At 38.1% G+C, this 26,434-nt stretch carries 27 protein-coding genes; 6 read left to right on the forward strand and 21 right to left on the reverse strand.

The genetic code is table 11. The annotated features are described in order from the left end of the window. Positions 1 to 173 precede the first annotated feature (173 nt). Together B7E07_RS23940 and B7E07_RS14690 are read right to left on the reverse strand one after the other, a co-directional pair. On the reverse strand, positions 174 to 392 hold the full coding sequence (locus tag B7E07_RS23940; RefSeq protein WP_218970429.1) for a hypothetical protein: 219 nt from the start codon (positions 390 to 392) through the stop codon (positions 174 to 176). Positions 393 to 436: 44 nt separating this feature from the next. Then, on the reverse strand, positions 437 to 1,855 hold the full coding sequence (locus tag B7E07_RS14690) for a stalk domain-containing protein (RefSeq protein WP_176215211.1): 1,419 nt from the start codon (positions 1,853 to 1,855) through the stop codon (positions 437 to 439). Positions 1,856 to 2,134: 279 nt separating this feature from the next. On the opposite strand from B7E07_RS14690, the gene B7E07_RS14695 reads away from it, so the two are divergent. Continuing rightward, positions 2,135 to 2,524 (forward strand): DUF7147 family protein, encoded by a 390-nt coding sequence (locus B7E07_RS14695; RefSeq protein ID WP_080846595.1) that lies wholly within the window; start codon positions 2,135 to 2,137, stop codon positions 2,522 to 2,524. A gap of 36 nt (positions 2,525 to 2,560) precedes the next feature. Here B7E07_RS14695 and B7E07_RS14700 read toward each other — a convergent pair whose 3' ends face one another. The 6 genes from B7E07_RS14700 to B7E07_RS14725 all read right to left on the reverse strand — a co-directional run bounded on the left by B7E07_RS14700 (position 2,561) and on the right by B7E07_RS14725 (position 6,186). After that, positions 2,561 to 2,836: a YlbG family protein gene (locus tag B7E07_RS14700; RefSeq protein WP_066446944.1), complete on the reverse strand. Its 276-nt coding sequence runs from the start codon at positions 2,834 to 2,836 to the stop codon at positions 2,561 to 2,563. A 298-nt stretch (positions 2,837 to 3,134) separates the two neighbouring features. Further along, positions 3,135 to 3,578 carry a YlbF/YmcA family competence regulator gene (locus B7E07_RS14705; RefSeq protein ID WP_080846597.1) on the reverse strand — a complete coding sequence of 148 codons (444 nt, stop codon included), beginning with the start codon at positions 3,576 to 3,578 and terminating at the stop codon, positions 3,135 to 3,137. Positions 3,579 to 3,636: 58 nt separating this feature from the next. Beyond that, positions 3,637 to 4,077, reverse strand: coding sequence for a hypothetical protein (locus tag B7E07_RS14710; RefSeq protein WP_080846599.1), 441 nt, complete (start codon positions 4,075 to 4,077; stop codon positions 3,637 to 3,639). A 195-nt stretch (positions 4,078 to 4,272) separates the two neighbouring features. After that, positions 4,273 to 4,497: a YlbE-like family protein gene (locus B7E07_RS14715; protein WP_373886073.1), complete on the reverse strand. Its 225-nt coding sequence runs from the start codon at positions 4,495 to 4,497 to the stop codon at positions 4,273 to 4,275. A gap of 28 nt (positions 4,498 to 4,525) precedes the next feature. Then, entirely contained in the window at positions 4,526 to 4,930 is a 405-nt protein-coding gene (locus B7E07_RS14720; RefSeq protein ID WP_080846602.1) for a YlbD family protein, read from the reverse strand. Positions 4,931 to 5,127: 197 nt separating this feature from the next. Next, positions 5,128 to 6,186, reverse strand: a complete 1,059-nt coding sequence (locus B7E07_RS14725) for a CAP domain-containing protein (RefSeq protein ID WP_080846604.1) — start codon at positions 6,184 to 6,186, stop codon at positions 5,128 to 5,130. Between the two features lie 368 nt (positions 6,187 to 6,554). On the opposite strand from B7E07_RS14725, the gene B7E07_RS14730 reads away from it, so the two are divergent. After that, entirely contained in the window at positions 6,555 to 6,917 is a 363-nt protein-coding gene (locus tag B7E07_RS14730; RefSeq protein WP_080846606.1) for a YugN family protein, read from the forward strand. Positions 6,918 to 7,000: 83 nt separating this feature from the next. Here B7E07_RS14730 and B7E07_RS14735 read toward each other — a convergent pair whose 3' ends face one another. The 8 genes from B7E07_RS14735 to cyoE form a co-directional block, all read right to left on the reverse strand. Then, on the reverse strand, positions 7,001 to 7,339 hold the full coding sequence (locus tag B7E07_RS14735; RefSeq protein WP_080846608.1) for a hypothetical protein: 339 nt from the start codon (positions 7,337 to 7,339) through the stop codon (positions 7,001 to 7,003). Positions 7,340 to 7,648: 309 nt separating this feature from the next. After that, positions 7,649 to 8,116: a DUF420 domain-containing protein gene (locus B7E07_RS14740; protein WP_080846609.1), complete on the reverse strand. Its 468-nt coding sequence runs from the start codon at positions 8,114 to 8,116 to the stop codon at positions 7,649 to 7,651. Positions 8,117 to 8,392: 276 nt separating this feature from the next. Next, positions 8,393 to 9,295, reverse strand: coding sequence for a cytochrome c oxidase assembly factor CtaG (gene ctaG / locus B7E07_RS14745; RefSeq protein ID WP_080846611.1), 903 nt, complete (start codon positions 9,293 to 9,295; stop codon positions 8,393 to 8,395). A 174-nt stretch (positions 9,296 to 9,469) separates the two neighbouring features. Then, complete coding sequence (gene ctaF / locus B7E07_RS14750) at positions 9,470 to 9,805, reverse strand: cytochrome c oxidase subunit IVB (RefSeq protein WP_080846612.1); 336 nt, start codon at positions 9,803 to 9,805, stop codon at positions 9,470 to 9,472. 4 nt (positions 9,806 to 9,809) lie between these two features. Further along, positions 9,810 to 10,439 (reverse strand): cytochrome (ubi)quinol oxidase subunit III, encoded by a 630-nt coding sequence (locus tag B7E07_RS14755; protein WP_080846613.1) that lies wholly within the window; start codon positions 10,437 to 10,439, stop codon positions 9,810 to 9,812. Next, positions 10,439 to 12,313: a cytochrome c oxidase subunit I gene (gene ctaD / locus B7E07_RS14760; RefSeq protein ID WP_080846615.1), complete on the reverse strand. Its 1,875-nt coding sequence runs from the start codon at positions 12,311 to 12,313 to the stop codon at positions 10,439 to 10,441. The genes B7E07_RS14755 and ctaD overlap by 1 nt, the downstream gene beginning before the upstream one ends. Positions 12,314 to 12,342: 29 nt before the next feature. Continuing rightward, entirely contained in the window at positions 12,343 to 13,425 is a 1,083-nt protein-coding gene (gene coxB / locus B7E07_RS14765; RefSeq protein ID WP_080846618.1) for a cytochrome c oxidase subunit II, read from the reverse strand. A gap of 109 nt (positions 13,426 to 13,534) precedes the next feature. Beyond that, a complete protein-coding gene (gene cyoE, locus B7E07_RS14770) occupies positions 13,535 to 14,473 on the reverse strand; it encodes a heme o synthase (protein WP_080846622.1) in 939 nt (312 codons plus the stop codon). 708 nt (positions 14,474 to 15,181) lie between these two features. Between cyoE and B7E07_RS14775 the strand changes: the two genes are divergently transcribed. After that, entirely contained in the window at positions 15,182 to 16,159 is a 978-nt protein-coding gene (locus B7E07_RS14775; protein ID WP_080846627.1) for a COX15/CtaA family protein, read from the forward strand. Between the two features lie 843 nt (positions 16,160 to 17,002). On the opposite strand, the gene pyc is transcribed toward B7E07_RS14775, so the two are convergent. The 3 genes from pyc to B7E07_RS14790 form a co-directional block, all read right to left on the reverse strand. Beyond that, the gene (gene pyc / locus B7E07_RS14780; RefSeq protein WP_080846631.1) at positions 17,003 to 20,446 is read right to left on the reverse strand and encodes a pyruvate carboxylase; all 3,444 of its coding nucleotides are present in this window, start codon (positions 20,444 to 20,446) and stop codon (positions 17,003 to 17,005) included. Between the two features lie 41 nt (positions 20,447 to 20,487). Further along, entirely contained in the window at positions 20,488 to 21,690 is a 1,203-nt protein-coding gene (locus B7E07_RS14785) for an FtsW/RodA/SpoVE family cell cycle protein (RefSeq protein WP_080846640.1), read from the reverse strand. 254 nt (positions 21,691 to 21,944) lie between these two features. Beyond that, complete coding sequence (locus B7E07_RS14790) at positions 21,945 to 22,226, reverse strand: Fpa/YlaN family protein (RefSeq protein ID WP_080846642.1); 282 nt, start codon at positions 22,224 to 22,226, stop codon at positions 21,945 to 21,947. Between the two features lie 253 nt (positions 22,227 to 22,479). On the opposite strand from B7E07_RS14790, the gene B7E07_RS14795 reads away from it, so the two are divergent. Beyond that, on the forward strand, positions 22,480 to 22,980 hold the full coding sequence (locus B7E07_RS14795; protein WP_080846645.1) for a hypothetical protein: 501 nt from the start codon (positions 22,480 to 22,482) through the stop codon (positions 22,978 to 22,980). A 72-nt stretch (positions 22,981 to 23,052) separates the two neighbouring features. Here B7E07_RS14795 and B7E07_RS14800 read toward each other — a convergent pair whose 3' ends face one another. Continuing rightward, positions 23,053 to 24,381, reverse strand: coding sequence for a PhoH family protein (locus B7E07_RS14800; protein ID WP_080846648.1), 1,329 nt, complete (start codon positions 24,379 to 24,381; stop codon positions 23,053 to 23,055). A gap of 234 nt (positions 24,382 to 24,615) precedes the next feature. On the opposite strand from B7E07_RS14800, the gene B7E07_RS14805 reads away from it, so the two are divergent. Then, positions 24,616 to 25,257 carry a YhcN/YlaJ family sporulation lipoprotein gene (locus tag B7E07_RS14805; protein WP_080846651.1) on the forward strand — a complete coding sequence of 214 codons (642 nt, stop codon included), beginning with the start codon at positions 24,616 to 24,618 and terminating at the stop codon, positions 25,255 to 25,257. A 125-nt stretch (positions 25,258 to 25,382) separates the two neighbouring features. Here B7E07_RS14805 and B7E07_RS14810 read toward each other — a convergent pair whose 3' ends face one another. Continuing rightward, complete coding sequence (locus tag B7E07_RS14810) at positions 25,383 to 25,838, reverse strand: pyridoxamine 5'-phosphate oxidase family protein (RefSeq protein ID WP_080846654.1); 456 nt, start codon at positions 25,836 to 25,838, stop codon at positions 25,383 to 25,385. A gap of 294 nt (positions 25,839 to 26,132) precedes the next feature. Between B7E07_RS14810 and B7E07_RS14815 the strand changes: the two genes are divergently transcribed. Then, positions 26,133 to 26,333 carry a YlaI family protein gene (locus B7E07_RS14815; protein WP_080846658.1) on the forward strand — a complete coding sequence of 67 codons (201 nt, stop codon included), beginning with the start codon at positions 26,133 to 26,135 and terminating at the stop codon, positions 26,331 to 26,333. Positions 26,334 to 26,434: the final 101 nt, after the last annotated feature.

Below are 26,434 nucleotides of genomic sequence, written 5' to 3' on the forward strand. Positions count from 1 at the left end.
TCCACATATATGGACAAAGTTTACAATACGAAGTACTCACTTTCCAGCGGAGAGATACCAAGCCTGCAGAGGTGTCTCGCACTCTTTCGCCTTACTGAACATAATACTAAAACATCTTTTAGTATGTCATTCTACAAAACACCAATTGCTCAAAAAAGAGTCTTATTTAAATATTATTTTTTCCAAATGTGTATAATGACCTCTCTTGTGGAAATACTGTAATTAACAGCATCTATTCGAGGATGCTGTTGCCAACCGCGGAGAAGACTTACGTTTCCCCATAAGTTCTTCCTCCGGTTTCTCCTCTCCCTTTGCCTTCTATCCCTTATAGGATATAGAAGGACCCTGCAGAAATCTGCAGGGTTTTCTTTTTTTTCTTCAAAATCATTCATGACAGCACGGGCAGTTCATCCGGTTTGGACCTGAGCCTGATGTGCTATTGGTTAACACTGATTGATATTTCAGAAGAATTTTCTTCAATTTGCAAATTAAAAATGGAATCTAGCCATTGCTTTTCCATATAGATGCTTCCATACATCATGGTTAATGGGTTTTGCAATAATCCATAATTATCTTCATTTAAAATAAAAATGTTTTTATTTAAATAAAAGCGATAGCTCTTATCTTTATTTTGAATTAAAACTGTCTCTTGCTCAGGCAAATATTGAACATGATAGCCGAAGTACTCTAGTGTTTCCTTTAATGGAAATAAACTTCTTGCCCCTTCATAAATCACATTGTTTTCCTTTTCTTCTCCTTGGACAATCAATGTGCGATCATCATAGTAAAATAAGGGGATAAAGTCATCACTTTGACTATTAAGAGTATAAAAGCTTGTCCGTAATTCCATAATTTTTGTTAGTGCTGAATCAAGTTTTTCGGCCGTTAGTTCATGCGGCTCATTATGAATGGATGAAAAGAAGAGATCAAGCTCAAATTCTGACAGTTTTTCATTCATATCTGACAAAATTGCTTTCCCTTTTTGTGTATGTGCCTCATTCCCCAGCGTTTGTGCAACAAACACGTCTGCAAGCCAGTCTTCAGCTAGTTCCAAAGAAGCAAACTTGTTATGATAATAATGTATTAACAGTTTATGCTCTAATGCTTTTTCCGTTATCTCTTTATTCTCAATCATTAAAGAGCCGCTTTCATAAGGCTGATGCTGATCTGTTATAACAATTGACAAATTATGAAAATCATTCAATTCGCTAATGGCTTCAAAGGATGAAGACTCCAATACGGGCTGTTCAGCATAGTAATTAAAACCGGTATCTGTTTCATAATAAGTCAAGGGAGATGCCTGCCAATATAAAGGAGATACATCCCCACTTCCCTCAAACGAGAAGTAATCAATATATTCCTTTTCTTTATACCCCTGTAAAGGTAATCCTGCCATCCAGGTGCCATCCCTGTTCACAGATTCTGTCACTTCAATATGTGTCTTAGAAATGCTCGTATCCACTAATCCAACTGTCCAGTGATCTAATAAAAAGGAATTGCCTCTATCCTCAACTGGAATTGTATACGAGAAATGTAATTGACCGTCTTCACTGCTATAAAAGTATGGCTCCTCACTCTCTGCAATACAAGGGTTCCCATTTGTATCAACACATTTAAAGTTAAACAGCTGTTGAGGCAGTGCTGCTTCATAAATAACCCCTTCTGCTAACCCGCTGACTTTTTGATGAACCGATAATTCATTTGATGCTGTATAGATAGATATTGATTGAGTTATATTTGACGTTTCCGAACTGTCTGGGTCTTTTTGTTCAGAGAAGGCCTCCCATTGCCAGAAAAGCATACCGCTTATGGATGCCGACAGTATTATAATTATCAGTAAAAATGCTCTCCACATCGTCATTCTCCTTTAAAATTCATGCTGAAAATAAGGCAGCCCTTTCCTTGTAGCCTACTATTCACAATTTAAACAAACTGCCTTATGATGAACAAGATGTCCTTTTTTTAAAGTGTATCAAAAACAGGGACATACGTCACAAGAAATTTACCGTTTTATAAGCAAAATACACCGTTTGGCATAATTTTTATTTTTAGGTAAAATTGTATAAAAGCGTTTTTTAAATACATTTAGCCAAAAGGATGTAAACAATTTATCGTGAATAATGGAGGCATGACAATGATTCAAAGATTTATTGAGTTAGGTGAAGGGTACTCTGACCTATATGAACTTCTTGAAATTGCATCTGCTAATAAACATCGTCTTACAAAAATGATGGCATTTCATACAAGTATAAACCATAAAGAGGTTACTTCACTTGCTGTTGTATTAAAACCAACTGCAGAAGGAAATTTCCAGCCGCTGTACATTTGCCTGGAGGGTATACCGAATCCAAACCTGATGAAAAACAAGCGCTACGACCTTTTTCAGGAGAAAGCAAATGAAATGGGACAGACAATCATTGAGTTAAAAGTAAAATCTTCAGCGGAATTTGCGGAGAAAGAGTTATTTTACCAGTATTTAATCGGCATCTTGCGATTAAATCATTGCATTCCGCCACTTCAATAATAAAAAAAGGCGGGATGTATCCCCGCCTTTTTCTTATTAAATGCCCATCTTATAATCGTATTCCTTTGCTTTATCTGGCTTTGAGTTTTCAAACTCCATTTTTAAAAATGGTTTATATGAGGGTTCAGCATTTTTAACAAATGAATATGCATTTAACTTATTGATTAATGCTTCTGTTTCGTCCATGTCACAATACAAAACTACGTATTTCAACCTTTTTGATACAAAATGGACATTCCCAAATCTTCTTAACATTTTGGCTTGTTTTAGTGAATAAAGCCAAACAATAATCCCTTGCCGTTGACCTAGCATATATTTCCCTCACAATGACATTATTTTCTATAGTCTAGCATAAAAGGCTTTTTTTGTTCAATTCAATATCCCAAATACGCAAGAACATAACTTAAATCTATTTTTAAAATCAGATACTCTTATTAGACTTTTGGAGTATTCGCTTTCCAGCGGGGCGTGATGATCGCTCCTGCTGTGTGATACTCCTCACTCGTCTGAGCTGGAGTTTTGATCAATTGTACAAATTATTAAAACAACAATCGCTCAGAAATTAAAAAACAAGAGAAGCAGCTTTGCTTCTCCAATTAATGATTCTATATTAGGCTGAACAGCCGCAGCTTCCGCCAGACCCACAGCCGCCACCGCAGCTGCTGGAAGAAAAGTATGGACTTCCTGTTGGAACTTTAACGCTTAGTGAAACTGACTTTCCAATCATCATACCGATCTCATCAAGCATATTCTGCAATTGATTTTCTGCTAAACGGAATTGTGCTACATTTTCATCCATATCCATTTCCCGTTTAACTTCCCGGATCGTCATCATCACTCTTTTATACTCAGGATGATATTTGCCAAAACGCTGAACTTCTTCATAGAGTTCCTTCAGCTCCGCAAAGGCAGCTATTTTCTGCTGGCTCTCTTTGCTATTCTTCAAGCTATTTAAACGTGCGCGATATTCCTCAGCAGCTTCTGATTGCATGATCATAAGTGAGAGTTCATCCGCAGCATCTAATATTTCCATTGTTTCTAAAGTAGCAAGCATCTTTAGCTCACCTCCAATTCATATTTTATCATGAATGAAAAGAAAGCTAAAGTCTCCGCTACTGAACACGTACAGTGAATTCTTTTTTCATATCCTTATGATATGCACTATCATCCTTTTTCAAAACATCCAACTGGATGGTATGGGTACCTGAAGAAAGGTTTTTAATGATAAATGCAGCTGATGTGATATCCTCTTGTTTACGACCATTAATACGTAAACCGATTTTTGCTCTGTCTTCTCCGCTATCTTCCCGGAAAGACACTCCAGGAATGATGCACTCAACATAAACATTCTTTCCCTTAACCTGGTGTCTGACAAAGAACTGAGGAACACTCTCCGAAGCAGCAGCTTGGACTGATAATGGTCCATCTTCCCCTTCAAATATATGTATAGGTTCAACAACAAGCTTCGTTTCAGGCTCAGGGATTTCATTTCCGCAGGCAGACAAAAACACCGAGTACGCAATCATCAAACAAAGCAGCCGTATCATTCTCATTTACGCTTCACTCCTTTGTGCCTTATTCTTCACAGGAGTGATCTTTTTTACTCTTACTTTTATAAAAAGTTTATATCAAGTAATACAGAATGACAGACCACAATTCGTTCATTAAATTCTTACGATAGCCAATACCTAAGCTTTTCATTAATGCAAAATACAAATGCGAAAAACATAGTCCCCTTTATAAGAAGACTATGTTTGTGCGTTCATTGCCTGAAACATCCCCATCATCATCGAGGCCATCTGCACTCCGTTATTAAATTTTTCAACATGATGAGGAATCGTTTTCCGATGATGATGCAAAGAAGCAATTTCTAATGCTTGCAGATCCATTGGGTTCCTTGTAAGTGTCCGATACCAATGAGGCTGTTCCCGGATAAAATTTCTTAGCTCCTGATTTTGTTCTATATATTCCATTACTTCTCTTCTCACGTATTCTCACTCCTTAATCTTTACGAAAACCAAACGGATTTGGCGGAGGATTATGATTAGTTCCTGGAGATTTACTGTCCGTTCCTCCTCCTTGGAAATTGCCAATTACTCCTTGTATGGCTGCCAATGCTTGACTGATATTTTGAACATACCCTTGCATTTGATTGGGGTCCATTTTCTTTAGCGATCCCAAAAGCGTCGCCATAAAATCAGATTTCTTATCTTCATCAGTTTCCTTCTGCTCATCACTGTCATTAGACGTATTCCACCTTGTATCCTCTTCACCAAGCAGGTACCAGTCTTCATATAATTCCTGCCATGTATGCTTTCCTGATCTGACTTCCTTCACAAGCTCAGGATGGCCTTTTACAAATTCCTTAAATTTCTCGACAGAAGGATGGAGTTTTTTTTCCGCCATTTTGCTCACCTCATTCTGTTACAAGTGCCTATAATACGATATGTATTCAGCCTAAAAATGTGAATGTTTAAGGGATTCTTTATTTCTATGTTTCTTACTTCATATTGCCATGCAAAGAAATGCACGGTATCCTAGCAAAAAAATTCTGATAAAAAAAGACGTTTCTTACGGATAAGAAACGCCTGACAAAACCTCTTTTATTGCTGCCATTTTTCAATAAAGTTTTGGGTGTAATGCTTTTCAATAACACCTACTCCAAGGTGGGTGAATTTTTCGTTCAGAAGACTTTCCCTGTGGCCTTTACTGTTAAGCCAGCCTTCAACGACAGCTGGTGCGTCGATATAATTTGCTGCAATATTTTCCCCTGCCGAAAGATAAGTAACCTCTCCAGCTTCAAGACGGTCGGATAGCTCTCCATACCTTTCTGATGTATGAGAGAATACTTCTGTTTCAAACATGTCAATGCTATGTCCTAGAGCCACTTGTGCTGTTTTATCATCCCATTCTAACGGCTGTACCTCATGGCGGACACGAAGTACATTGGTAATGTCTAAAATTTGGCGCTCAATCCCTCTGTTAACTAGCTCGTTGTCCTCAGCTTCCGTCCCAGCCTCCAGCAGTTCACCTCTATACACCATTTCATACGGTCTCAGTTTTATAAGTGTTTCTGTATTTACGAACCTCACACTCGATAAACTACCTGTAAATTTATCTATATAAAGGAGAGCAAACACATCACCAAGCCGGATAATCGGTCGTGTATTTAAATCTTCCTCGGATAATTCAAAACGATAAGAGCTATCATTATATTCAATATTTACATTTGCATCCGCAAAGATGGATGCATAGAGTTCAGAAGCAGCCTGACCAATTTTAAAAGGAGCCACATCCGTTTCATTGCCAGTTGCAAAAACAGTTACCGCCTGTTCATTTTCAATTCCGATCTGCATATAATTATGATCATTTATTGCATATATCCACCATTCATAATCGTATAAAGAAGGATCGATCCTTTGCGGTTCTCCATATAAATCTACAAGCTCTTGCTGAGACTTGCCGATCAGGGTAGCTAGCCCATTTTCCGGCATTTCAATCCCTGAATTGCTTTCATCAGCCTGCTCTAACGTTTGATTTTGCTGTGGTTCAGCATTTTCTTCAGGAATTAAGATTTCCTGTTCTTCACTTGTAAAATCAAAATAAAGCCAAATAAGTAAAAATGCAGCTATAAGTGCTAAAATTCTAACTAAATTTCGCAAATTTCATCCTCCCTTCTATCATTTTCTCTATCATTATATGTTTGTCCTTTCTAAATAGTATAACATCTTCTAAATTCTTTAAAAAATGTTATAAACAATTCTTTGAAATCGATTGTTTTTTTAGAATGAGATTATTGATTACAGTACCACTCTAGGCTACTCTTTTCCTGTGGGACGACCACTTCATTCCAATCTTTCTGCCAATACAGAGCTAAACCAATATAAATTGTTGAGGATTTAGGTTTTCTCCTTCATGAACGTTGCAACTTCAGCCTTTTTCTACTATTATTAAGTTTGAGATATTTTTGTAGTAATGACGCATTTTTCCTTGCTTTTATGCAGGGAATGATTGTAGGAGGGGAATCAATATGAAGTTTGAAAACATTGGGCTGGATCAGTTAAAGGCTGACCTAAGCCGCCTTGATGAAGTTATGCTTTCATACGGATTAGTCCGTGAGGGTCAATGGGATTACGAAAGAGTTACATATGATCGCAAATTTGAATTAAAAGATGGAGTATACTACTTACGTGTATTCGGTTATGCTGCTGAAGGAGATGTAGGCGCTCACAAAGCCCTCATTCAAATCATGACACCGTTATTAGGCAAGCACTACTATCCACATGGCGTTGAATACGGAGAAGGAGAATCTTTTCCAAAGAGCCTTGTTAGTCAATGCGAAAAAATCCTTACAGATATTAAAAACGAAGTTGAGAAATTTGCACAAGCATAGAATAGCCTGCTGTCGCACTTTGCTTGATGCAGAGTAAAAACCAGACGAATCGTTAACGTCTGGTTTTTTATTGTGAAAACATTTTATTTCATATATTTCATGATTGCAATGTCTACCCTTCTCACATCTGCTCCTGTAAAAGCACTTATTTCCTCTGCTATCTTTTCCTGAAGTTCCGGTAATTTCTGTATCACTGATAACTTATTGACTACCATTACATTTACCTTTACGTCTATCTTTTGCTTCTCTTGATCCATTAAGGCTGCTGTTTCTGTAAATGGTATGTTCACTATATTTGGAAACACCATCCGTTTATACATCTCAATATGGTCAAACTCAGCAATATTTGCTTCAACAATGGTGGTTATGATGCCTTTTGTAATCTGGTTCTGTTCAGCAGCACTTTCATTTTTCTTCGGCAACGTCCCTCACACCCTTCTCTGCAAAATGGCTTTATACAATAAATTCATGTGTGCTTCAAAAGGTGACGGCAAAGGTTAAAAATAATAACCTTTTGTGTTTTGAAAACCTAAAAGTGTCTGGCATGACGGAAATAGCCATGCCACTCATTTTGTTTTCATGAAAAGTGAATGCAAAAAACCCGAACAAATTAGTGAGAAAATAGATTCTCCTAATCGTTCGGGTCATTTTTGACTGATATAACCATGTTTTTCAGTCTCTTCGATCAGATTTTTATACTCAGCGGAATGCAATTTCCGCTGTTATATTGGTTAGAATCCTAAGATCGCCTTAATGACAGAAGTAGTTTCTCCTCCGTGATAGAAAACATAGAGAAGTAAGTAAACAGCTACACCCGTAATGGCCGTGAAAAACCAGACAATGCTCGTAATAGGCCCAAGCTTTCTATGGAGTCTCAGTTTATTTTTATAGCCAGAATATAAACTAGTAATTCCAAGCCCTGCTCCTATTGTAGCTAAAGTGATATGGAAAATAAGAAAAATGGTATAGTAAATTTTAATATCATCCGGACCGCCAAAAGCAGTATTTCCTATGAAGATCGTTCTGCTTGCATAAATGATAAAGAAAATAACCGCAAAAAGCCCGGCAAAAAACATTGATTTTTTATGTGCTTCTAATTTTCTTTTGCTAATTTGAACCCAGCCAATTGCAACCATAATGGCACTGAGAACAATAAAAGTTGTACTAATTGTCGGCAAAATCGGCAATGAATAATCCATAGTAACTTCCTCTCTGGCTATATATGTATACATAGAGCAATAAAAGACATATTGCTCATTCTATTAAAATATAGCGTACTTTTCAACAGCGATACAGTCTTTTCCGAAAAAGTTCAGTAAAAGTTCATATTTTTTCTAGAAAATGTGATTTTGTTAACTGATAAATTACGTTCTAAACTGACACTGACATGATGCTCATCACTTAAAATAATGCATTTTTAAGTACAAAAGTAAAAACTGCCCTATAAAATTAAAAGGCAGTTTTAGTTGATTGTTTTATTCAATCGGCTGCGGATTTAAAAGCTTTTCATTTTGCAGATCAGTATCCTCTTGCTCTTTTCTATACCAGCTGAAGAAAACTAGAGCAAGAACATACCCATATACAATTTCCTGAATGATTTTCATAATAACGCCGCCAAGCTGCTGATCATGAACAAGAGACATGGAACTGAACAATTCAGGTCCGCTTAAATCTAAACTGCCCAATACAGTCGGTGACACGCAAAGAGCAAGTGCCTGTCCCCATGCGTTAGGATCAGAGTATGTTGCATACATAGGTGTGTCAGCGAAAATAATCAAAGCACATGCTGGGGTTAATAATACTCCATCAGCAAAGATATATCCGACCTTTTTAAGTCCACTAAGTCTTTCCTGCTCTGGAAGCGGATTAATAAGCGGCCACCACATAATGATCGAAACGATAAAAAGAATAGCTGTATAGCCCTCATGCAGCCAGAAATTAATCTTGACCGTATCGAAAATAAGGGGGATATGGTAAAAGGAAAACAAACCATTAAATAAAATTAAGGCAACGAGCGGTTTAGTGAAGAAATTAAATGGCTTGCCAATCACTTTTTTAGCAAGCATTGCTCTCCAAACCCATTTTGGAATACCTAATATGAAAAAGATTGGAGTAATTAAGTAAAGCACAGCCATCTGAATCATATGTGCATAAAACATTAAGTGCCCCATTAAATCAAGTGGAGACCCCTTTATGATATACACCAAAATAATGCCTGTTGTAAAATATGCGGCTTCTTTTTTTGTAAGTGGTTCACTAGTTGAAAATTTACTGCGAAACTTAGTAAGTAAGAGGAAATAAACTCCTAATACAACCAGCAGCATTAAAAATAGCGACGGACTCCACAACGCATTGAAGCCAAAAATATCTAAACTCATTTGTATTCACCTCAGTTCAAGTTCTATTATAGTATATTATCTCACTCCGCTCAACTTAGTGTTTAAGCGATTAATAGAAAAAATAGAAGGAGAATTCTGCCGATAGAAATAGGGTTGTAAATATACATTTTTACATAAAAAAGAAAACCGGCTAAAAGCCGATTTTCAAATTTTTCACCACCAGATCACTGTCATAAAAGCTAATACAGTGATAAAGCCGACGAATACGCCAGAGTATAAGAATAATGCAGGTGCTTCATGCCCTTTGTGGCTCATATGCATGAAATAATACAATTGGAAAGCCACTTGAACGAAAGCTAGGACTAGGATAAATGGCACTGCAAATGAAGCAGAAAATCCTTCATATCCGACTGCAACGAATGCTACTAAAGTCAAGAAGATCATCAGTGCAAAGGTAATGACTTGATAGCGCATTTCCTCTGCATTTTTTTTGCGGCGATATTCAATGTCTACTTTAGGGTTTCCTGAATTTAATTGTTCATTTGTCATCAGTTTATCCCACCATTCCCATTAAATATACGACAGTGAAGATAAATACCCATACAACGTCGATAAAGTGCCAGTATAGACTAGCTACATAGAATTTTGGCGCGTTATACAGATTTAATCCCCGTTTGCCATTACGAATCATTAAAGCAATAAACCACATTAATCCAAAAGCTACGTGGGCACCGTGGAAGCCTACAAGTGTATAGAAGGCGGATCCGAATGCACTGCTTGTAAATGTATGGCCGAATTCATGCACATAATGATTGAACTCATAAATTTCAAGTCCCAGGAAAACAAATCCAAGAATAACTGTGAGTCCAATCCAAAGCTGCATTTTTCCAAAGTTGTAATTCTTCATATGATACATAGCATATACACTTGTCAGCGAGCTTGTTAAAAGAATCATCGTCATCGCAAAAACAAGCGGCATTTCAAATAAATCTTTTGCTAATGACATCTCACTATTCGGAACCTTATCTTTAAGTGCTAGATAAGTTGCAAATAGGGATGCGAATAAAACCGTTTCTCCGCCTAAAAAGAACCAGAAACCAAGAAACTTGTTTTTTGCCTCGAGGGTTTGTTTTTCAGGCGACGCAGGCCAGGTTTCTTGAGTGAACTTTTCTTCTGCTTGCATTATGCCTTTACCCCCTTATCATCATCGTCAACCAAATCCTCTTTATGAATATGGTATCCATGGTCATCCTTAACAGAGCGGACAAGCATAGAACCTAAAGTGATTAATAATCCGATAATTAAGACTGGAATTCCCCATGTGTTGCCTTCATCAGCATGATACATGGCACCAAAGGCAGCTACAAATAAACCAAATGACATCACAAACGGAATGATAGAGTTATTTGGCATATGTATATCACCAAGTGGCTCTGCAGGTGTCATTCCTTTTTTGCCTTCCATTTTTTCAATCCAAAGAGCATCTAAACCACGAACAAGCGGAAGCTGTTTAAAGTTGTAGAATGGCGGCGGTGAAGGGATAGCCCATTCAAGTGTACGTCCATCTCCCCATGGATCACTGCCAACCTTCTCATTTTTAATGCTTGTCATAATAATGTTAATTAATAGGATAATCGTTGATACGGCCATAAAGAATGCTCCAACCGTACTGACTGCATTGGCTGCATCTAAACCTTGTCCTTCATTGAATGTAAAGATACGGCGCGGCATTCCCCATAGTCCTAAGAAATGCTGAATAAAGAATGTTAAATGGAAACCAATTAAGAATAGCCAGAAAGTCCATTTACCCATTTTTTCGTTAAGCATTGTTCCAAACATTTTTGGCCAGTATAAATGAGTTCCTGCCAATAGTGCAAATACAACCCCACCAACGATAACATAGTGGAAGTGGGCTACAACGAAATAACTGTCATGATATTGATAATCCTGTGCTGCCGAAGCTAACATTACCCCTGTTACTCCACCCATTGTAAAAGAAGGAATAAAGGCAACAGCATACATCATTGGAGTTGTAAACTGAATACTTCCGCCCCACATTGTAAATAGCCAGTTAAAGATTTTAATACCTGTTGGAACAGCAATCGCCATTGTTGCTACAGCAAAGATTGCATTGGCAATTGGTCCCATACCTGTTGTAAACATATGGTGAGCCCATACCATGAATCCTAAGAAACCGATCAATACGGTTGCAAATACCATAGATGAGTAACCGAATAGACGTTTTCTAGAGAAAATCGCAAAGATTTCAGAGAAAATCCCGAACGCTGGAAGAATTAAGATATAAACTTCAGGGTGTCCGAAGATCCAGAAGAAATGCTCCCAAATGATAGTGTTACCACCCATTGTCGGGTCAAAGAAATTCGCTCCAAACATACGGTCAAATAACATAAGGAATAAACCGATTGTTAATGGAGGGAATGCAAATAGGATTAACGCAGATGTTACAAATGTAGCCCATGTAAACATCGGCATACGCATATAAGTCATTCCTGGTGCACGCATATTAATAATCGTTACAAGGAAGTTAATCCCCCCGATTAGCGTACCTGCACCGGATATCTGCAACCCAAGAACATAGAAGTCAATTCCATGACCTTCTGATGCAAGTGATAGAGATGCATAAGATGTCCACCCCGCATCAGGAGCTCCACCTAGAAACCATGAAAGGTTTAAGAATACGCCTCCGAAGAAAAACAGCCAGAAGCCTAAAGAATTCAGAAATGGGAATGCAACGTCACGCGCACCAATTTGGAGCGGCATAATCGCATTCATAAAAGCAAAAACAAGCGGCATTGCTGCCAGGAAAATCATCGTTGTCCCGTGCATTGTTAAAATTTCATTATATAATCCCGCACTGACAAAATCGTTATTTGGTACGGCAAGCTGAACACGGATGAACATAGCTTCTAATCCACCAACTAAGAAGAAGAATCCGCCAGCTATTAGATAAAGGATCGCGATTTTTTTATGGTCTACAGTTGTTAAGTAGTCCCAAATAGTAGCGCCGAATCCCTTTTTCTGAGCTAAGGTACTCACAATTTTACCTCCCTTTTAAACAAATCCCCTTATTGATCTTGAACTTTAAGACTCAGTAAGTATTCTGTAAGTGCATTAATCTCATCGTCTGAAAGATCACCGTAAGTATCGGTCATTTTGTTGCCTGGTTTCAGACTTTCAGGATCATTAAGCCACTTTTTAATGTTTTCTTCATTATTTTCAAGGTAACCAATGATATGTTCACGGTCACCAAAATTCGTTAAGTTAGGTGCCATACGAGCTGCTTCAGGCGTAGTATTTGCCGGTGTAACAGCATGACAACCGATACAGCTGTTGTTGAAAATTTCTTGACCCTGCTGCGCAGTAGCACTTTCAGCAACTGCAGGCTCAGTAACAGATTGCATATTGCTTACCCACTGATCGAATTGATCACGAGGAATTGCTTTCACTTTGAAATCCATCAAAGCATGTGAAGGACCACAAAGCTCAGCACACTTGCCATAGAATATGTTATCTTCTAGCTCACCTGCTTTATCTCCATCAAATGAAAGCCAGAATTTATTAACGTTGTCCGTATTTGTATCCATCTTTCCTCCAACAGCTGGAATCCAGAATGAATGCTTAACGTCAGACGCGATCAAATTGAAATAAACTCTTTCATCAGTCGGAACAACAAGCTCTTGGCTCGTTAGAATTTCTTCGTTTGGATATTCAAACTCCCACCAATATAGGTTGGCACGTACATTGACTGTCATCACATCAGTCTTGCCATCCTCATTTGTTTCTTCCATTGGAGTAACATCTGCTAAATCAAATGTTGCTTTAACAGTTGGAACCGCCAATACGAGTAGAAGAAGGATTGGAATAACAGTCCAGATAATTTCAAGCTTGTGACTGCCTTCAACCTGCTTTGGAATACTTTCATCCTTACGGCGGAACTTAAATAGCACGATAAGGAAGATAGCTGTTACAACAATGATGACACCAACCATGATTACTACGCTTAACAGCATCAAATCATACTGTGTGCGAGCCACTTCTCCTGCGGGCTGGAGAGTAGATAGGAATGGTTCTCCACAGCCGGACAGTATTAGCGTAAGCATCGCAAACAGAAAAATAAAACTAAGACGCCCTTTTAAAAGCCTTTTCATAGCTAAAACATACCCCTCTTTCGTATAAAATTTCTTTAAATAAGTGATAAATATGGATAAATCCTCTCTTCGTGAATCTAAGGAAAGAGAAAATTTCCTAACAAAAAAATTAAATAAGTGTGACAATTACCATAGCTACAAACAGGATGGTCAGATATTGTATGGAGTATACGAACATTAACGTAGCCCATTTAATGTCGTTTTTAAACTTATTTGCATAGACTCCTACAGCAATCCACCCTATGTTAAGCATTGTCGCAAATACAATGAATAGTGTCCCTAGGTCAGGCAAAAGGAATGGAAGCGGAATCAATAAAGTGATCCAAACATAAGTATGTATCTTCGTAGCCTTGAACCCTTTTACAACTGGGAGCATTGGTACGCCAGCAGCCCGATATTCTTCTGCTCTTCTCATAGCTAAAGCATAAAAATGAGGCGGCTGCCATATAAACATGATAAGAAATAAGACCCAAGCCATCGGATCCAAACTGGCATCAACTGCCGCCCATCCGATTAAAGGCGGAACAGCACCAGAGATGCTGCCAACGATTGTATTGGATACAAACCTTCTTTTGGTCCATATTGTATAGAGTACAACATAGCTGAAAACACCAACAAGACCAATCAGCACTGCAGTCTTTGTTGTCAGAAGCAGAAGCAGTGTTCCACCTGCTATCAAGGCAAAGCTCATAACGGCAACCAGTAACGGGTTTGCTTTTCCAGTAACAGTTGGCCGTGCTTTCGTCCTTTCCATCAGATGATCGATATCACGGTCAATATAGTTATTCAGACTGCATGAACCGGCAATAATAAGTGAAGAACCGATTAATGTGTAAAAAACGATATCAAGATTATTGAAAAACCCTTTTCCGGTAAAATGCAATGCAAGCCAAATCCCGGTAAAAGTGGTAATTGCATTCGAATTAACTATGCCGATTTTTATCAGTGCCATAAAATCTTTCCACACAGTTGTCGACGGCATACCGTTATTCAGGCTTCCTTCATTCCCCTCGATCCCAGCTTCGGTGAAAGCCCTTGAGTTTGCCATAAATTCTCCTCCTTTATCCTGCAATACAAATACAACGTATAAAAGCACCAACAACTACTATATAGCATTATTGCTGACTTTGCCATATTTGTAATAAAAAACGAGAGAATGTTTAAAAATTATATAGAAAATAGTTTTCCACTATACACATAGTGTTAACATCTATATGATACCGTTCCCTTAAACACTCTTTTGTTATATTAAATCACATTTTTTAGCTATTTTGTGAAATTTTTTTGAAATAATTATGAATAATTTGTGTCAAAAAATGAAAATTATTATATATTTGTTGCTTTTCTGCGATAATATATTATAAATTACTACACCGCCAATTATAAACCGAAGGAACTCGGTTGTTGAAACGTGTGGAAAGTTCACTCTATCATTCAGATCGTTATGTATGCGCTTTTATAATTTTCTCTCAATGAAACTATGTATCTTCTAAAATGAAAGGCATGCTTTAGATATAGCCATCTTAACGGCTTGTAATCATTCCCAAAATTACCCTCATGTATATTTCTAGCAAAATATACACTAATTTTCAACCATTTTTCATCTAAATAAATACATGATCATGTTTAATGTTGTAAAAAGCTGTCCTTTCCTGTACTATCAAAAAAGTGAACTTTATATGACAAATACCTTTTAAATCAAAAGACTCATTTGATAAGATAAATTAGTATACAATTATTAAGTAGGTGAAATGTTTTGCAGAAAAGTCTTAAGTCGTTTGCCGTTCTGACAACGATCGGCATGCTTTTAATTTTACTAGGCGGGGCTCTCGTCACTAAAACCGAATCAGGTGAGGGCTGCGGTAATTCTTGGCCACTTTGTCACGGACAGTTAATCCCTTCGGACATCTCTATGGAACTTGTTATCGAGTTTGCACATAGGGCTGTAACTGGTACTGTAGGAATTATGGTACTTATTTTATCTATTTGGTCGTGGAAAACCATTGGCCACATTCGTGAAACAAAGTTTTTATCCATAGCTTCGGTAGTTTTTTTAGTCATACAAGCTCTTATAGGTGCAGCTGCAGTCATGTGGGGGCAATCTGATTTTATTATGGCTCTTCATTTCGGGATCTCGCTGATTTCGTTTGCCGCAGTCTTCCTGCTGACATTGCTTATATTTGAGGTTGATAAAAAGTTTGAAGCTGAAAAATTAATTATCGATAAAAGAATGAAATTTCATATATTCGGTATTTCCCTGTACAGCCTATTTGTTGTTTATACCGGGGCACTTGTCCGCCATGTGGATGCAAGTTTAGTTTGCAGAGATTGGCCGCTATGTGTTAACGATGGCTTCTTTATGCCAGGCAGTTTTCACGAATGGGTTCAAATGGGCCATAGAGCTGCTGCAGGTCTAATTTTCATCTGGATTGCCTATGTTACCTACATTGCTATTAAGCATTATAAAAATCAAAAAGTCATTTACGGCGGATGGATTGCTGCTTTCGCTCTCGTTTCATTACAAGTTATTGCTGGTGCTTTAGTGGTAATCACTAGGTTAAATCTAATTATTGCTTTGGCACACGCCTTCTTTATCACATGCCTATTTGGGGTTCTAGCTTATTTCATTTTGCTGACGTCCAGAAACAAGCAAAACACCTTAATTCTCGAAGATCTAGACAAACAAAAAAAGGCAGAATCTAATACTACTATACCGCCCATTACCATTCCATAAACATTTTGATGGTTCGTGCACAACTTAAACCAAAAGACTCGCCATATGATTGGCGAGTCTTTTTTGCAGGCTCATTCTATAAGATTTGTTTGGACATTGTTTTGATTAACAAGATTTTATTTGAGCGATTGTAATTTAAGTAATCTCTAAACAAAATGCTCCATATTTATAAGACTTTTTTGCCCTTCTAATGAAGGAACTAGTCCAGTGAAAAATAAACGGAGTTTTTACTCTTATTTCAAAAATTGACCTATATTTGGCCAAAATAGGCGGATACATTCAGGTTATTTGGAACAAAAGCGCTTTTTTCGGTGTTTTTCGGTTAGTTAGTCGGATTTTCTCCGTCTATTTAAGCATTTTTTAAGTGATTTTGTGATTTAAGCGGAATTCTTCCGTCTATTTATGGGTTTTGTTATTCTGACGTTTTTAGGAATATCTAAAGGCAATTTTAGTACTATGCTCATTGATTGAAACACCTGATCAGCACCAGCCCAGCCGGAAAAAGATTACCCAGAAACGAAAATAACCTCTATTAATAAGAGGCTGAGACATAAGTACTCAGCCTTGTGATATATTCGTATTTAGTATTAAACAACACTTTGTGATTTTACATATATCTTTCATATATGAGTGAAATGGAGCGGAGGACACTCGACTCCTGTGAGCAAAAGAGGAAAGGGTGAGACCCCACAGGAGCGGTAGCGACGAGCAGGCTCAGCTTCCTCCCCACGGAAAGCGAGTGTCCGTAGCGCAATGGAACGGCCTTGTTTAAAAACCCAACCGATTTCATCGAACCTTTTTTTAGTAATATTATTTTCTTTTTTCTCACGCCCACTTTTTATATTACTTTTTGTTTATTTCTATTAACAAATCACCCGTTTGAATTGCTTCTCCGTTGCCAACATGAATGTTTTTAACTGTACCTGCGAATGGAGCTTGAACCGTTGTCTCCATTTTCATTGCTTCGGTAATCATTAGATGATCGCCTTTTTGGACCTGGGCTTCCTTTTCAACTAATACTTTAATAACGGTTCCAGGCATAGACGCTCCAATATGCTGCTCATTATGCGGATCCGCTTTTGTTTTTACTGCGATCGTCGACTTAATGCTTTCATCCTTAATAATGACCTCCCGCTGCTGACCGTTTAATTCAAAGTACACAACTCTTGTTCCATCCGGCTGAGGTTCACCAATTGACACAAGTTTTACGATTAATGTTTTTCCTGTTTCAATTTCTACTTCTATTTCGCTGCCCAGCTCCATTCCGTATAAGAAGGTTGGAGTATCCAAAACAGATATGTCACCAAACTGCTGATGTGTTTTTATATAATCCATATAAACCTTAGGATATAAAGCGTATGCAATGGCATCAAAGCTTGTTACTTGTCTGCCGATCTCATTAAACAGCTTTTCTTTCAAAGCAGAAAAATCGACATCCTCTAACAGCTCCCCAGGACGGACAGTAATAGCTTTTTTATCTTTTAAAATAACCTTCTGAAGCTGTTCTGGAAAACCTCCATACGGCTGTCCTAAATACCCTTCAAACAGCTCAACAACCGAATCAGGAAAATCAAGCGAAGCACCTCTTGTTAAAACATCTTCTTCTGAAAATTGATTCTGCACCATATATAGCGCCATGTCACCAACCACTTTAGAAGAAGGAGTTACTTTGACTAAATCTCCAAACATTTCATTTACACGAGAATACATCGTTTTTACTTCATCCCATTTATCACCGAGTCCCACACCTTTAGCTTGCTGCTGCAGGTTGCTATATTGACCGCCTGGCATTTCATGTTCATATACCTCAGTATGAGGAGCAACCATGCCGCTTTCAAAATCGTGATAATATTTACGAATATCTTCCCAATAATGCGCTAACTGTTCCAAGGATTTAATATCAACATCCGGCATGCGCTCTGTTCCTTCTAATGCATAATAAAGTGAGTTTGCACTCGGCTGTGAAGTCAATCCTGCCATAGAGCTTAACGCTACATCAACAATATCAACTCCAGCTTCAATTGCTTTTGCGTAGGTGAATAGGCCATTTCCGCTCGTATCATGGGTGTGCAGGTGAACCGGAATATCAATGGTTTCTTTTAATTCAGATATAAGGGAATATGCCGCTTGCGGTTTAAGCAGTCCCGCCATATCCTTAATGGCTAAAATATGAGCACCCTGCTGCTCAAGCTCACGAGCTAATGATTTATAATAATTAAGGTCATATTTTGTCTTCAGCGGGTTAGAGATATCACCTGTATAACAGAGGGCAGCTTCTGCAATTTTTCCTGTCTGACGAACAGCATCAATTGCGACTTCCATCCCTTTTACCCAATTCAGACTGTCAAAGATCCGGAAAACATCAATGCCGGCATAAGCACTCTTTTCAACAAATTCACGAATGACATTATCAGGATAGTTTTTGTAGCCAACTGCGTTGGATGCACGCAATAGCATTTGCAGCAATACATTAGGCATTTTTTCTCTTAGCGTCAGAAGCCTTTCCCAAGGGTCTTCCTTTAAAAATCGGTAAGCAACATCAAATGTAGCTCCGCCCCACATTTCATAAGAGAACATATTTGGCAAAAGCTTAGCAGTTGGTTCTGCAATATGCTTTAAATCTGTCGTTCTTAGACGTGTGGCGAGGAGAGATTGATGTGCATCCCTAAAAGTTGTATCGGTTAACAATACATTCTTCTGCTCTTTAATCCACTGAACGAGACCATCAGGCCCTTGTTTATCAAGAATTTGTTTTGTTCCAGCCTGATATGGTGCATTGTGTTTAATTTTAGGCATTCTTGGCGCTTCAAAGCTAGGACGTTTACTCTTTTCAACTCCTGGAAAACCATTAATGGTCACATTGCCAATGTAAGAAAGCATTTTTGTTCCACGGTCTTTTCTTTTCGGAAAGATAAATAGTTCTGGAGTCTGATCAATAAACGATGTATCATATTCCCCTTTTTGAAACTTTTGATGCTTTACGACATTTTCAAGGAACATAATATTTGTTTTCACTCCGCGAATTCGAAATTCCTGAAGATTTCGAATCATTTTGGCAGAAGCCTGTTTAAAGGTCATCGCATGAGTGGAAAGCTTAACAAGCAAAGAATCATAATGAGGTGTAATAACTGCTCCCTGATAGGCATTGCCAGCATCTAGTCTTACACCGAACCCGCCGCCAGAGCGATAAGCCATCAGCTTGCCGGTATCAGGCATAAAATGATTGAGCGGATCTTCTGTTGTTACACGGGATTGTATTGCAAATCCGGTTATATGTATATTATCCTGCTGGGGAATCCCAACCGTTTCACCATGCAAGTCGTGACCTTCAGCAATCATAATTTGCGATTGAACTATATCTATACCCGTGATCATCTCAGTAATTGTATGTTCAACCTGGACACGAGGATTTACTTCAATAAAGTAGAATTGGTTTCCTGAAACTAAAAACTCGACGGTGCCTGCATTTATATAATCAACATTTTTCATCAGCTTGACAGCCGCTTCACAAATATCATTTCGCAGCTGTTCATCCAATGAAACACATGGTGCTACTTCCACCACTTTTTGATGACGTCGCTGAACTGAACAATCTCTTTCAAATAAGTGCACAATATTTCCGTGCTCATCTCCTATAATTTGCACTTCAATATGTTTAGGGTTTTCCACAAACTTCTCTACATAGACTTCGTCATTTCCAAATGCAGCTTTAGCTTCTGATTTAGCACGCTCGTATGCTTCTTTAACTTCATCAGCACTTTTAACAATCCGCATCCCGCGTCCGCCGCCGCCTAAAGAAGCCTTTATGATAATTGGATAGCCGTTCTGCTCCCCAAACTGCTGAACTTCATCAAAGCTCGAAACCGGCCCATCGCTGCCGGGAATAACCGGAATGTCAGCCAGCTGCGCTTGAGATCTTGCTTTGACTTTATCGCCAAACATATCTAAGTGCTTGGAATGAGGACCAATAAACTTTATTCCTTCTTCTTCACAGCGTTTAGCGAATTGAATATTTTCAGATAAAAATCCATAGCCTGGGTGGATCGCGTCCACATTGCTTTCTTTTGCAATTTCAATGATGCCTTCGATGTCTAAATAAGCATCAATCGGTTTTTTTCCTTCTCCAACGAGATAAGCTTCATCTGCTTTATAGCGATGATAGGAAACAGAATCCTCTTTGGAATAAACAGCAACTGTTCTAATATTTAGTTCGGTACAAGCCCGAAAGACACGAATAGCAATTTCCCCTCTGTTTGCGACTAAAACCTTGCGAATACGCTGATCCATAAAAACACCCCGACTTTGTTATAATTTTCTATGCATTTATTTTACTTGCGCCCGATCGAAGCACCTCTGTAATAAACTGGACTGCTTTCAGGCACAGGTTTTTCAGCTTTATGTTTATATTTTTCTTCATATTTAACAAACATGGATACATTTAAAAGGATGCCTATTGCAATTGACATTTGCAGGAGTGATGAACCGCCATAGCTTATAAATGGCAGTGTTACGCCTGTTAATGGAATGACGCCTGATATCCCTGCTAAATTAATGAATGCCTGAATACCAATCATACTTGAAATACCAATTGCGAGAAGGCTTCCAAATGGATCCTTGCACTTCATTCCGATATAATAACCCCTCAAGACAATATACCCTAGCCCTAATAAGACAAAACCAACCCCAAAAACACCCAGTTCTTCAGCGATTACAGCCATTATGAAGTCTGTATGCACTTCGGGTAAATAGCCTAGTTTCTGAACACTCTCTCCTAAACCAAGACCCTTTAACCCGCCCACTCCTAATGAAATAAAAGAGTTCGAGAGCTGGTAGCCGTGTTCCGATCCAAATGGATCCACAAAAGCTTCAAATCTGCCAAGTCTCTTTTCTGAGAAAATTTTCCCTCTAAGCAGTAACACCGCAGGAAGCAAAATAGAAAAACCAATTAATCCGAGTTTAAAAATGTTTTTATAATTCATTCCGGAAGCAAAAATAATCGTCGCCGCAATTAGAAAAATGATAGCAGCTGTACCAAAATCAGGCTGTAATGCGATCAGAACACAAACAAGGATTAAATAGGCAAGCGGCGGAGCAACTCCGCGGTTAAACTCATTTATGTAATTTTGTTTTTTTGCATAAACGGCCGCTAAGTAAATAATCACACTTAATTTGACAAATTCAGCCGGCTGCAAGCTTCGAGTTCCGACTTCAAACCAGCTCAGCGCATTTCCTGCAACGGTACCGATGATAAAAAGGCCCGACAAACCAATAATTGATAAAAACACCATTGGAACAAGAATTTTGTTGTTCATAAATGCCTTGTATGGAAACAATGCAACTATGATCAGCACAAATGCAGAGATGATCAGGTTTGTTTTTTGTTTTTGATAGAAAAAATCGCTAGACTGGCCATAATATTGAACTGCCATAACCATACTTGAGCTGTAAACCATTACGAGACCAAATATGCAAAGCAGCACAACGGCAACTAGTAAACTGTAATCATATGATTTTAATATTTTTTTAAACATGGGCCTCTTCCCTTATTTTCTAGGTTGTCATATTTATTCGACTTAAGTATAAGATTTCCTGCATGCATTTGAGAAGAGATCGAAAACTAGCAGTTCTGATCTTTTTAAATGTAACATACTAATTAATTAATATCCATAATTATGACATACTATTTATTTTTCCTTCTTAACTGCCTTCAGTAAAAGTGTCTAATTATAAAATTACTCAGGTGTAAAAAAACTCAAACACCCGAAGAATGTTTGAGTTTTTTCAGTTATTTTTTAACGGATGCTTCATGAAGAGCTGATAATTCTCGTTCTAATTCGCCTAATATGGCTTTCCCGTCCTGATCGTCTATTAAACCTAAACGAACAGCAAAATCTATCTCTCGCGATAGGCCAAACATTTGCGTGTCAAGAACCTCTTCATATAAAGGGCACTGAGGCATTGTTAAATTGTCCATTTGGACCTTAATGAGTTTCAATATTTTATCAGCATCTGCTTTAAGCAGTGCACTAGCTTTCTCTTTATGATCAATAATCATTTCAGAAGCCAACATTAATCCCCCCGTTTCCGAGCGACTATCCTATCTATAAATTCTATACTTAACCTATAAAAAAAGCAAGAAATATACGGATAAGCTTCCGTTAATTTGTCTTAAAATTTTTGAGAGTGAGAATAAACTGCCATAAAACCCGTATGTGCCCTATTTTTCAGCCTCCTGCCAATTAGAAAAAATGACAATAGAAGAATTTAGCTGTATAATTCTATCCAGATGAAAGCGCTGAACAACTGGGGGGAGAAATAGAATGGAAAATATTATATCAATTAAAGGTAATGTTAAATTTCACATAACACTAGATCCAGGTGTTTGGATCTTTGATGATCGCCGCGTAGATTTAAATACATATTTTGATCAGGCCATTAAAAGAGCAGATGCCCTGGAGGAGTATACAAAGTCAATTTCAAAACATTGGGATAGAGAGATAATGGAAGGTGCCGTTTTTCCGCCTACATTAAAGTCAGAAAAAAAATTTGAAAAAGAAAAAGTGCTGACAGGAACGTTTGGCATTCCTCTAGCTCCGTTTCTTAAAAACGCTGAGCCAAATGAAGATGCTAAAACTGTGATTTTAATCAGCAGCAGTGAAGGGAACGTCGAGCTGTCATTGGAAGAAGCCCAGGGAATGATTTTAGGTTTTTCTAAGGATGGAAAGCCATTAAAGGAAGATGGACCCATTCATGCTTATTTCGCTGACGGGCGCAACTATAGCAACCCATTTAAAAACATTACATCTTTTCAAATACAGTAAACTGCATACTTGTCAGGTAACTAAAAATCATGTCAAAAAGGATAAATCAGCCTTTTTGACATGATTTTTTCATTACAGCAAATCAGCGGCCAGCTGAGCCAGGCCTGATCTTTCTCCCTTAACAAGCCTTACATGACCTGAAACAGACTGATCCTTAAAGCGCTCCAGTACATAGGTTAGGCCATTATTATAGGCATCCAAATACGGATGATCTATTTGCTCTGGATCCCCCATAAGGACGATTTTACTGCCCTCTCCCACTCTTGTCAGAATCGTTTTAACTTCATGCTTTGTTAGATTTTGCGCTTCATCTATTATAATATATTGATCCGGAATGCTTCTTCCTCGAATATATGTGAGTGCTTCAACTTCAATAGAGCCCATACCTGCCAAGATCGCATCCAATTCACCTGGCTTCTTAACATTAAATAAATATTCCAGATTATCGTAGATCGGCTGCATCCACGGTCTTAACTTTTCTTCCTTTTCACCAGGCAAAAAACCTAGATCCTTGCCAACCGGAACAATGGGTCTTGCAACGAGCAGCTTTTTAAAATGGCCGTAATCCTCCGTCTGCATTAAACCAGCCGCCAGTGCTAATAAGGTCTTTCCTGTGCCTGCTTTTCCTATAAGTGTAATAAGAGGAATATCTTTTTTCAGCAACAGCTCAAGAGCCATGGTCTGCTGAACGTTCCGCGGCTTAATGCCCCATATATGTTCATAGTCAAAAATAAGCTTTTTTACTTTTTTGCCTGAAGAATCAACCATTCCAAGTGCTGATGAAGAGGAACCTAATGCATCCTTCATGACAAGGAATTGATTCGGGTAAAACGGATGATTCACAATATCAGCAAGTAACAGCTCACCTTTTTCATAAAACTTATTCAGCTCTTCTTTTTGGACATACACCTCTAAAAAGCCGGTATATATATGGTCATTTTCAACAACTCGATCACTTAAAAAATCTTCACTCATTAAACCGATCGCATCAGCCTTCACCCGTACCAAAGCATCCTTGCTTACCAGTATAACCGGCTTGCCATTTCCTTTCGTTTCTTCCTCAAGAGAAAGGTTTTTCGCAACTGCTAATATGCGGTTATCATTTGTTTTTTCAACAAAGATTTCTTGAAGCTGCTGAAAGGATCTGTGGTTGAGCTCAATCCGAAGACTTCCGCCATTTTCGAGCGGAATTTTTTCATGCAGTTTACCATTTAACCTCATGCTGTCTATGAGCCTCGATACTTGCCTTGCATTCCTGCCTATTTCGTCCATATATCTCTTTTTAGAATCAACTTCTTCTAATACGACTGCTGGAATTACTACCTCATTTTCTTCAAAAGAAAAAATGGAAAATGGGTCTTGCAACAAGACATTTGTATCTAACACATATATTTTTCTCAATCCCGATGCCTCCTGCCCTCGTAGCCATAGTATTGTGCAATATGTTTTGCTGATCCTCATTCACTATTCATGAGAAATAGGAATGGGACAAATTGAACTTTGGTAAACTATATGTTTTTCTGCATAAAGATAGAAGATATTTTACACAATAATCATGAAAGGTACAGATTAGTTCGGGCTTTTTCTGCCCATGAACCCCGATATTGTTTAATTCTATAATAGGAGGTATTACGAGTGAGGTTCATACTTTTTTTCATTTTAGCCAGTCTTTTATTAACAGGATGCGGAATGAATAATGACCGAAATGATGCTGCTAGTCCTAATACAACAGGTCAGAATGCAATAAATGTCCGTAATAGCACCATTCAAGAAACAGATCGTCAATCAGGACAAGAAATTTCAAAGCATCTTGTCGATTTGGCCACAAGTCTTCCCAACGTCAATGACGCAACAGCCATTGTCCTTGGTCAATATGCAATCGTAGGAATTGATGTGAACAAGGATCTTGATCGCTCTGAGGTTGGTTCAATTAAATATTCTGTAGCAGAAATCTTAAAAAAAGACCCGCACGGCGCAAGAGCACTAGTCGTAGCCGATCCAGATATCAATGCACGCCTTCGTGAAATAGGAGATGATATCGGAGCTGGGCGGCCATTACAGGGGATTATGAATGAACTAGCAGACATTTCCGGCAGATTAATACCTGAAGTGCCAGCAGATATGGTGGATCCTAATCCACGCAATGCTACAGAAGAACCAGATAAAAAACTAAATAACCAAGAAGAACAAGAACTAGAACAAAAGCAGCAGGAACAATCCAATCATTATAAAAATGGCAAATCGTCAAACCAATCGAATAACAACGGCGGCAATTAGTTTTGTCCCTCCCCGCAAATCCTCTGAATTGCGGATTCACAGCAAATGTCGTCTTCACTCGTTCCAAAAAATAAAAAGCCTATGTATGGAAGTCTGAATCCATTTTCAAGATCCAGACTTTCTACCTAAGCTTTTTTTATTGCATTCATAACCTGTTCGTCCAGACGGGAGGCCGCTTCCCGGTCATATGTTTTATCAAATTGCGGCTGAATTGTTATTTTAGAACCATAAAACATCACGTCTCTAACTTCTTCAATACGGAGTGACACAAGCGCCAGCTTTAATGGCAAATCTTCATGAACTTCCTCTTTAATGGTTGTTACTCCAGCTATTGAGTAGGCCGATTCATTGGCGATCATATAAATGATAACCTGATTATTATTCTCTATGTTCTGTATAATCCTTGAATGGCTTTCAACGGCAAATAACACTGTTTTTTTATCTTTTGCCAGTACCCAGGATAATGTATGGACATTTGGACCGCCTGTTTCATAATCAACGGTTGCTAAAGTAACGAATCGTTCTTTTTGCATTTCCCCATATAGCGGCTCAATTAATTGTGTTTCCACTCGGTTTGCCATCAAAATGAATGCCTCCTTTTTTACACTATCATATTATGTTCTTCATACATCTTTCAACTTTCTCCTTATGATTCAGGCACTTTTTGTACATTTACTATTTCTAATAGGGGGAACCGCCATCTCCCTTTCCCCACAAGGACCAGGAAACTTTTGATGTAATTAACAAGCAGTTTTCATACAGGTTGACCTTAAAGGCTAAATAATTGTACATCTGCCGCTATAGAATGAAAATTCGTAATAGGAGCTATGTTATATTATAATAAAGGAAAGAACAATTAGCTGAGGTGTAAACAAATGCGAGTAAAATGTGTACTTTGTGATAAGATTGAATCCATACCAAATGATTCATTTGAGGCGAAAAGATTGCGTAATCGTCCAATTCATACATATATGTGCAAAGTTTGTGATGAACGAATTTCAGAAAGAACTAAGCAGCGTGCTGCAACAGGTAACTTTAAGCTTTATAAAAGCCCAAAGAGTGATGATGAATGGTAGGAGCATTTAAGAGATCCGTCTGCTCATTATCAATACAGCGAATACTTTTATGTGCAAAAAAACGGCAGACAATGTAATTGTCTGCCGTTTTCTATTTCATC

The sequence above is a fragment of the Cytobacillus gottheilii genome (assembly GCF_900166665.1).
GTDB classification, from domain to species: domain Bacteria; phylum Bacillota; class Bacilli; order Bacillales; family Cytobacillaceae; genus Cytobacillus; species Cytobacillus gottheilii_A.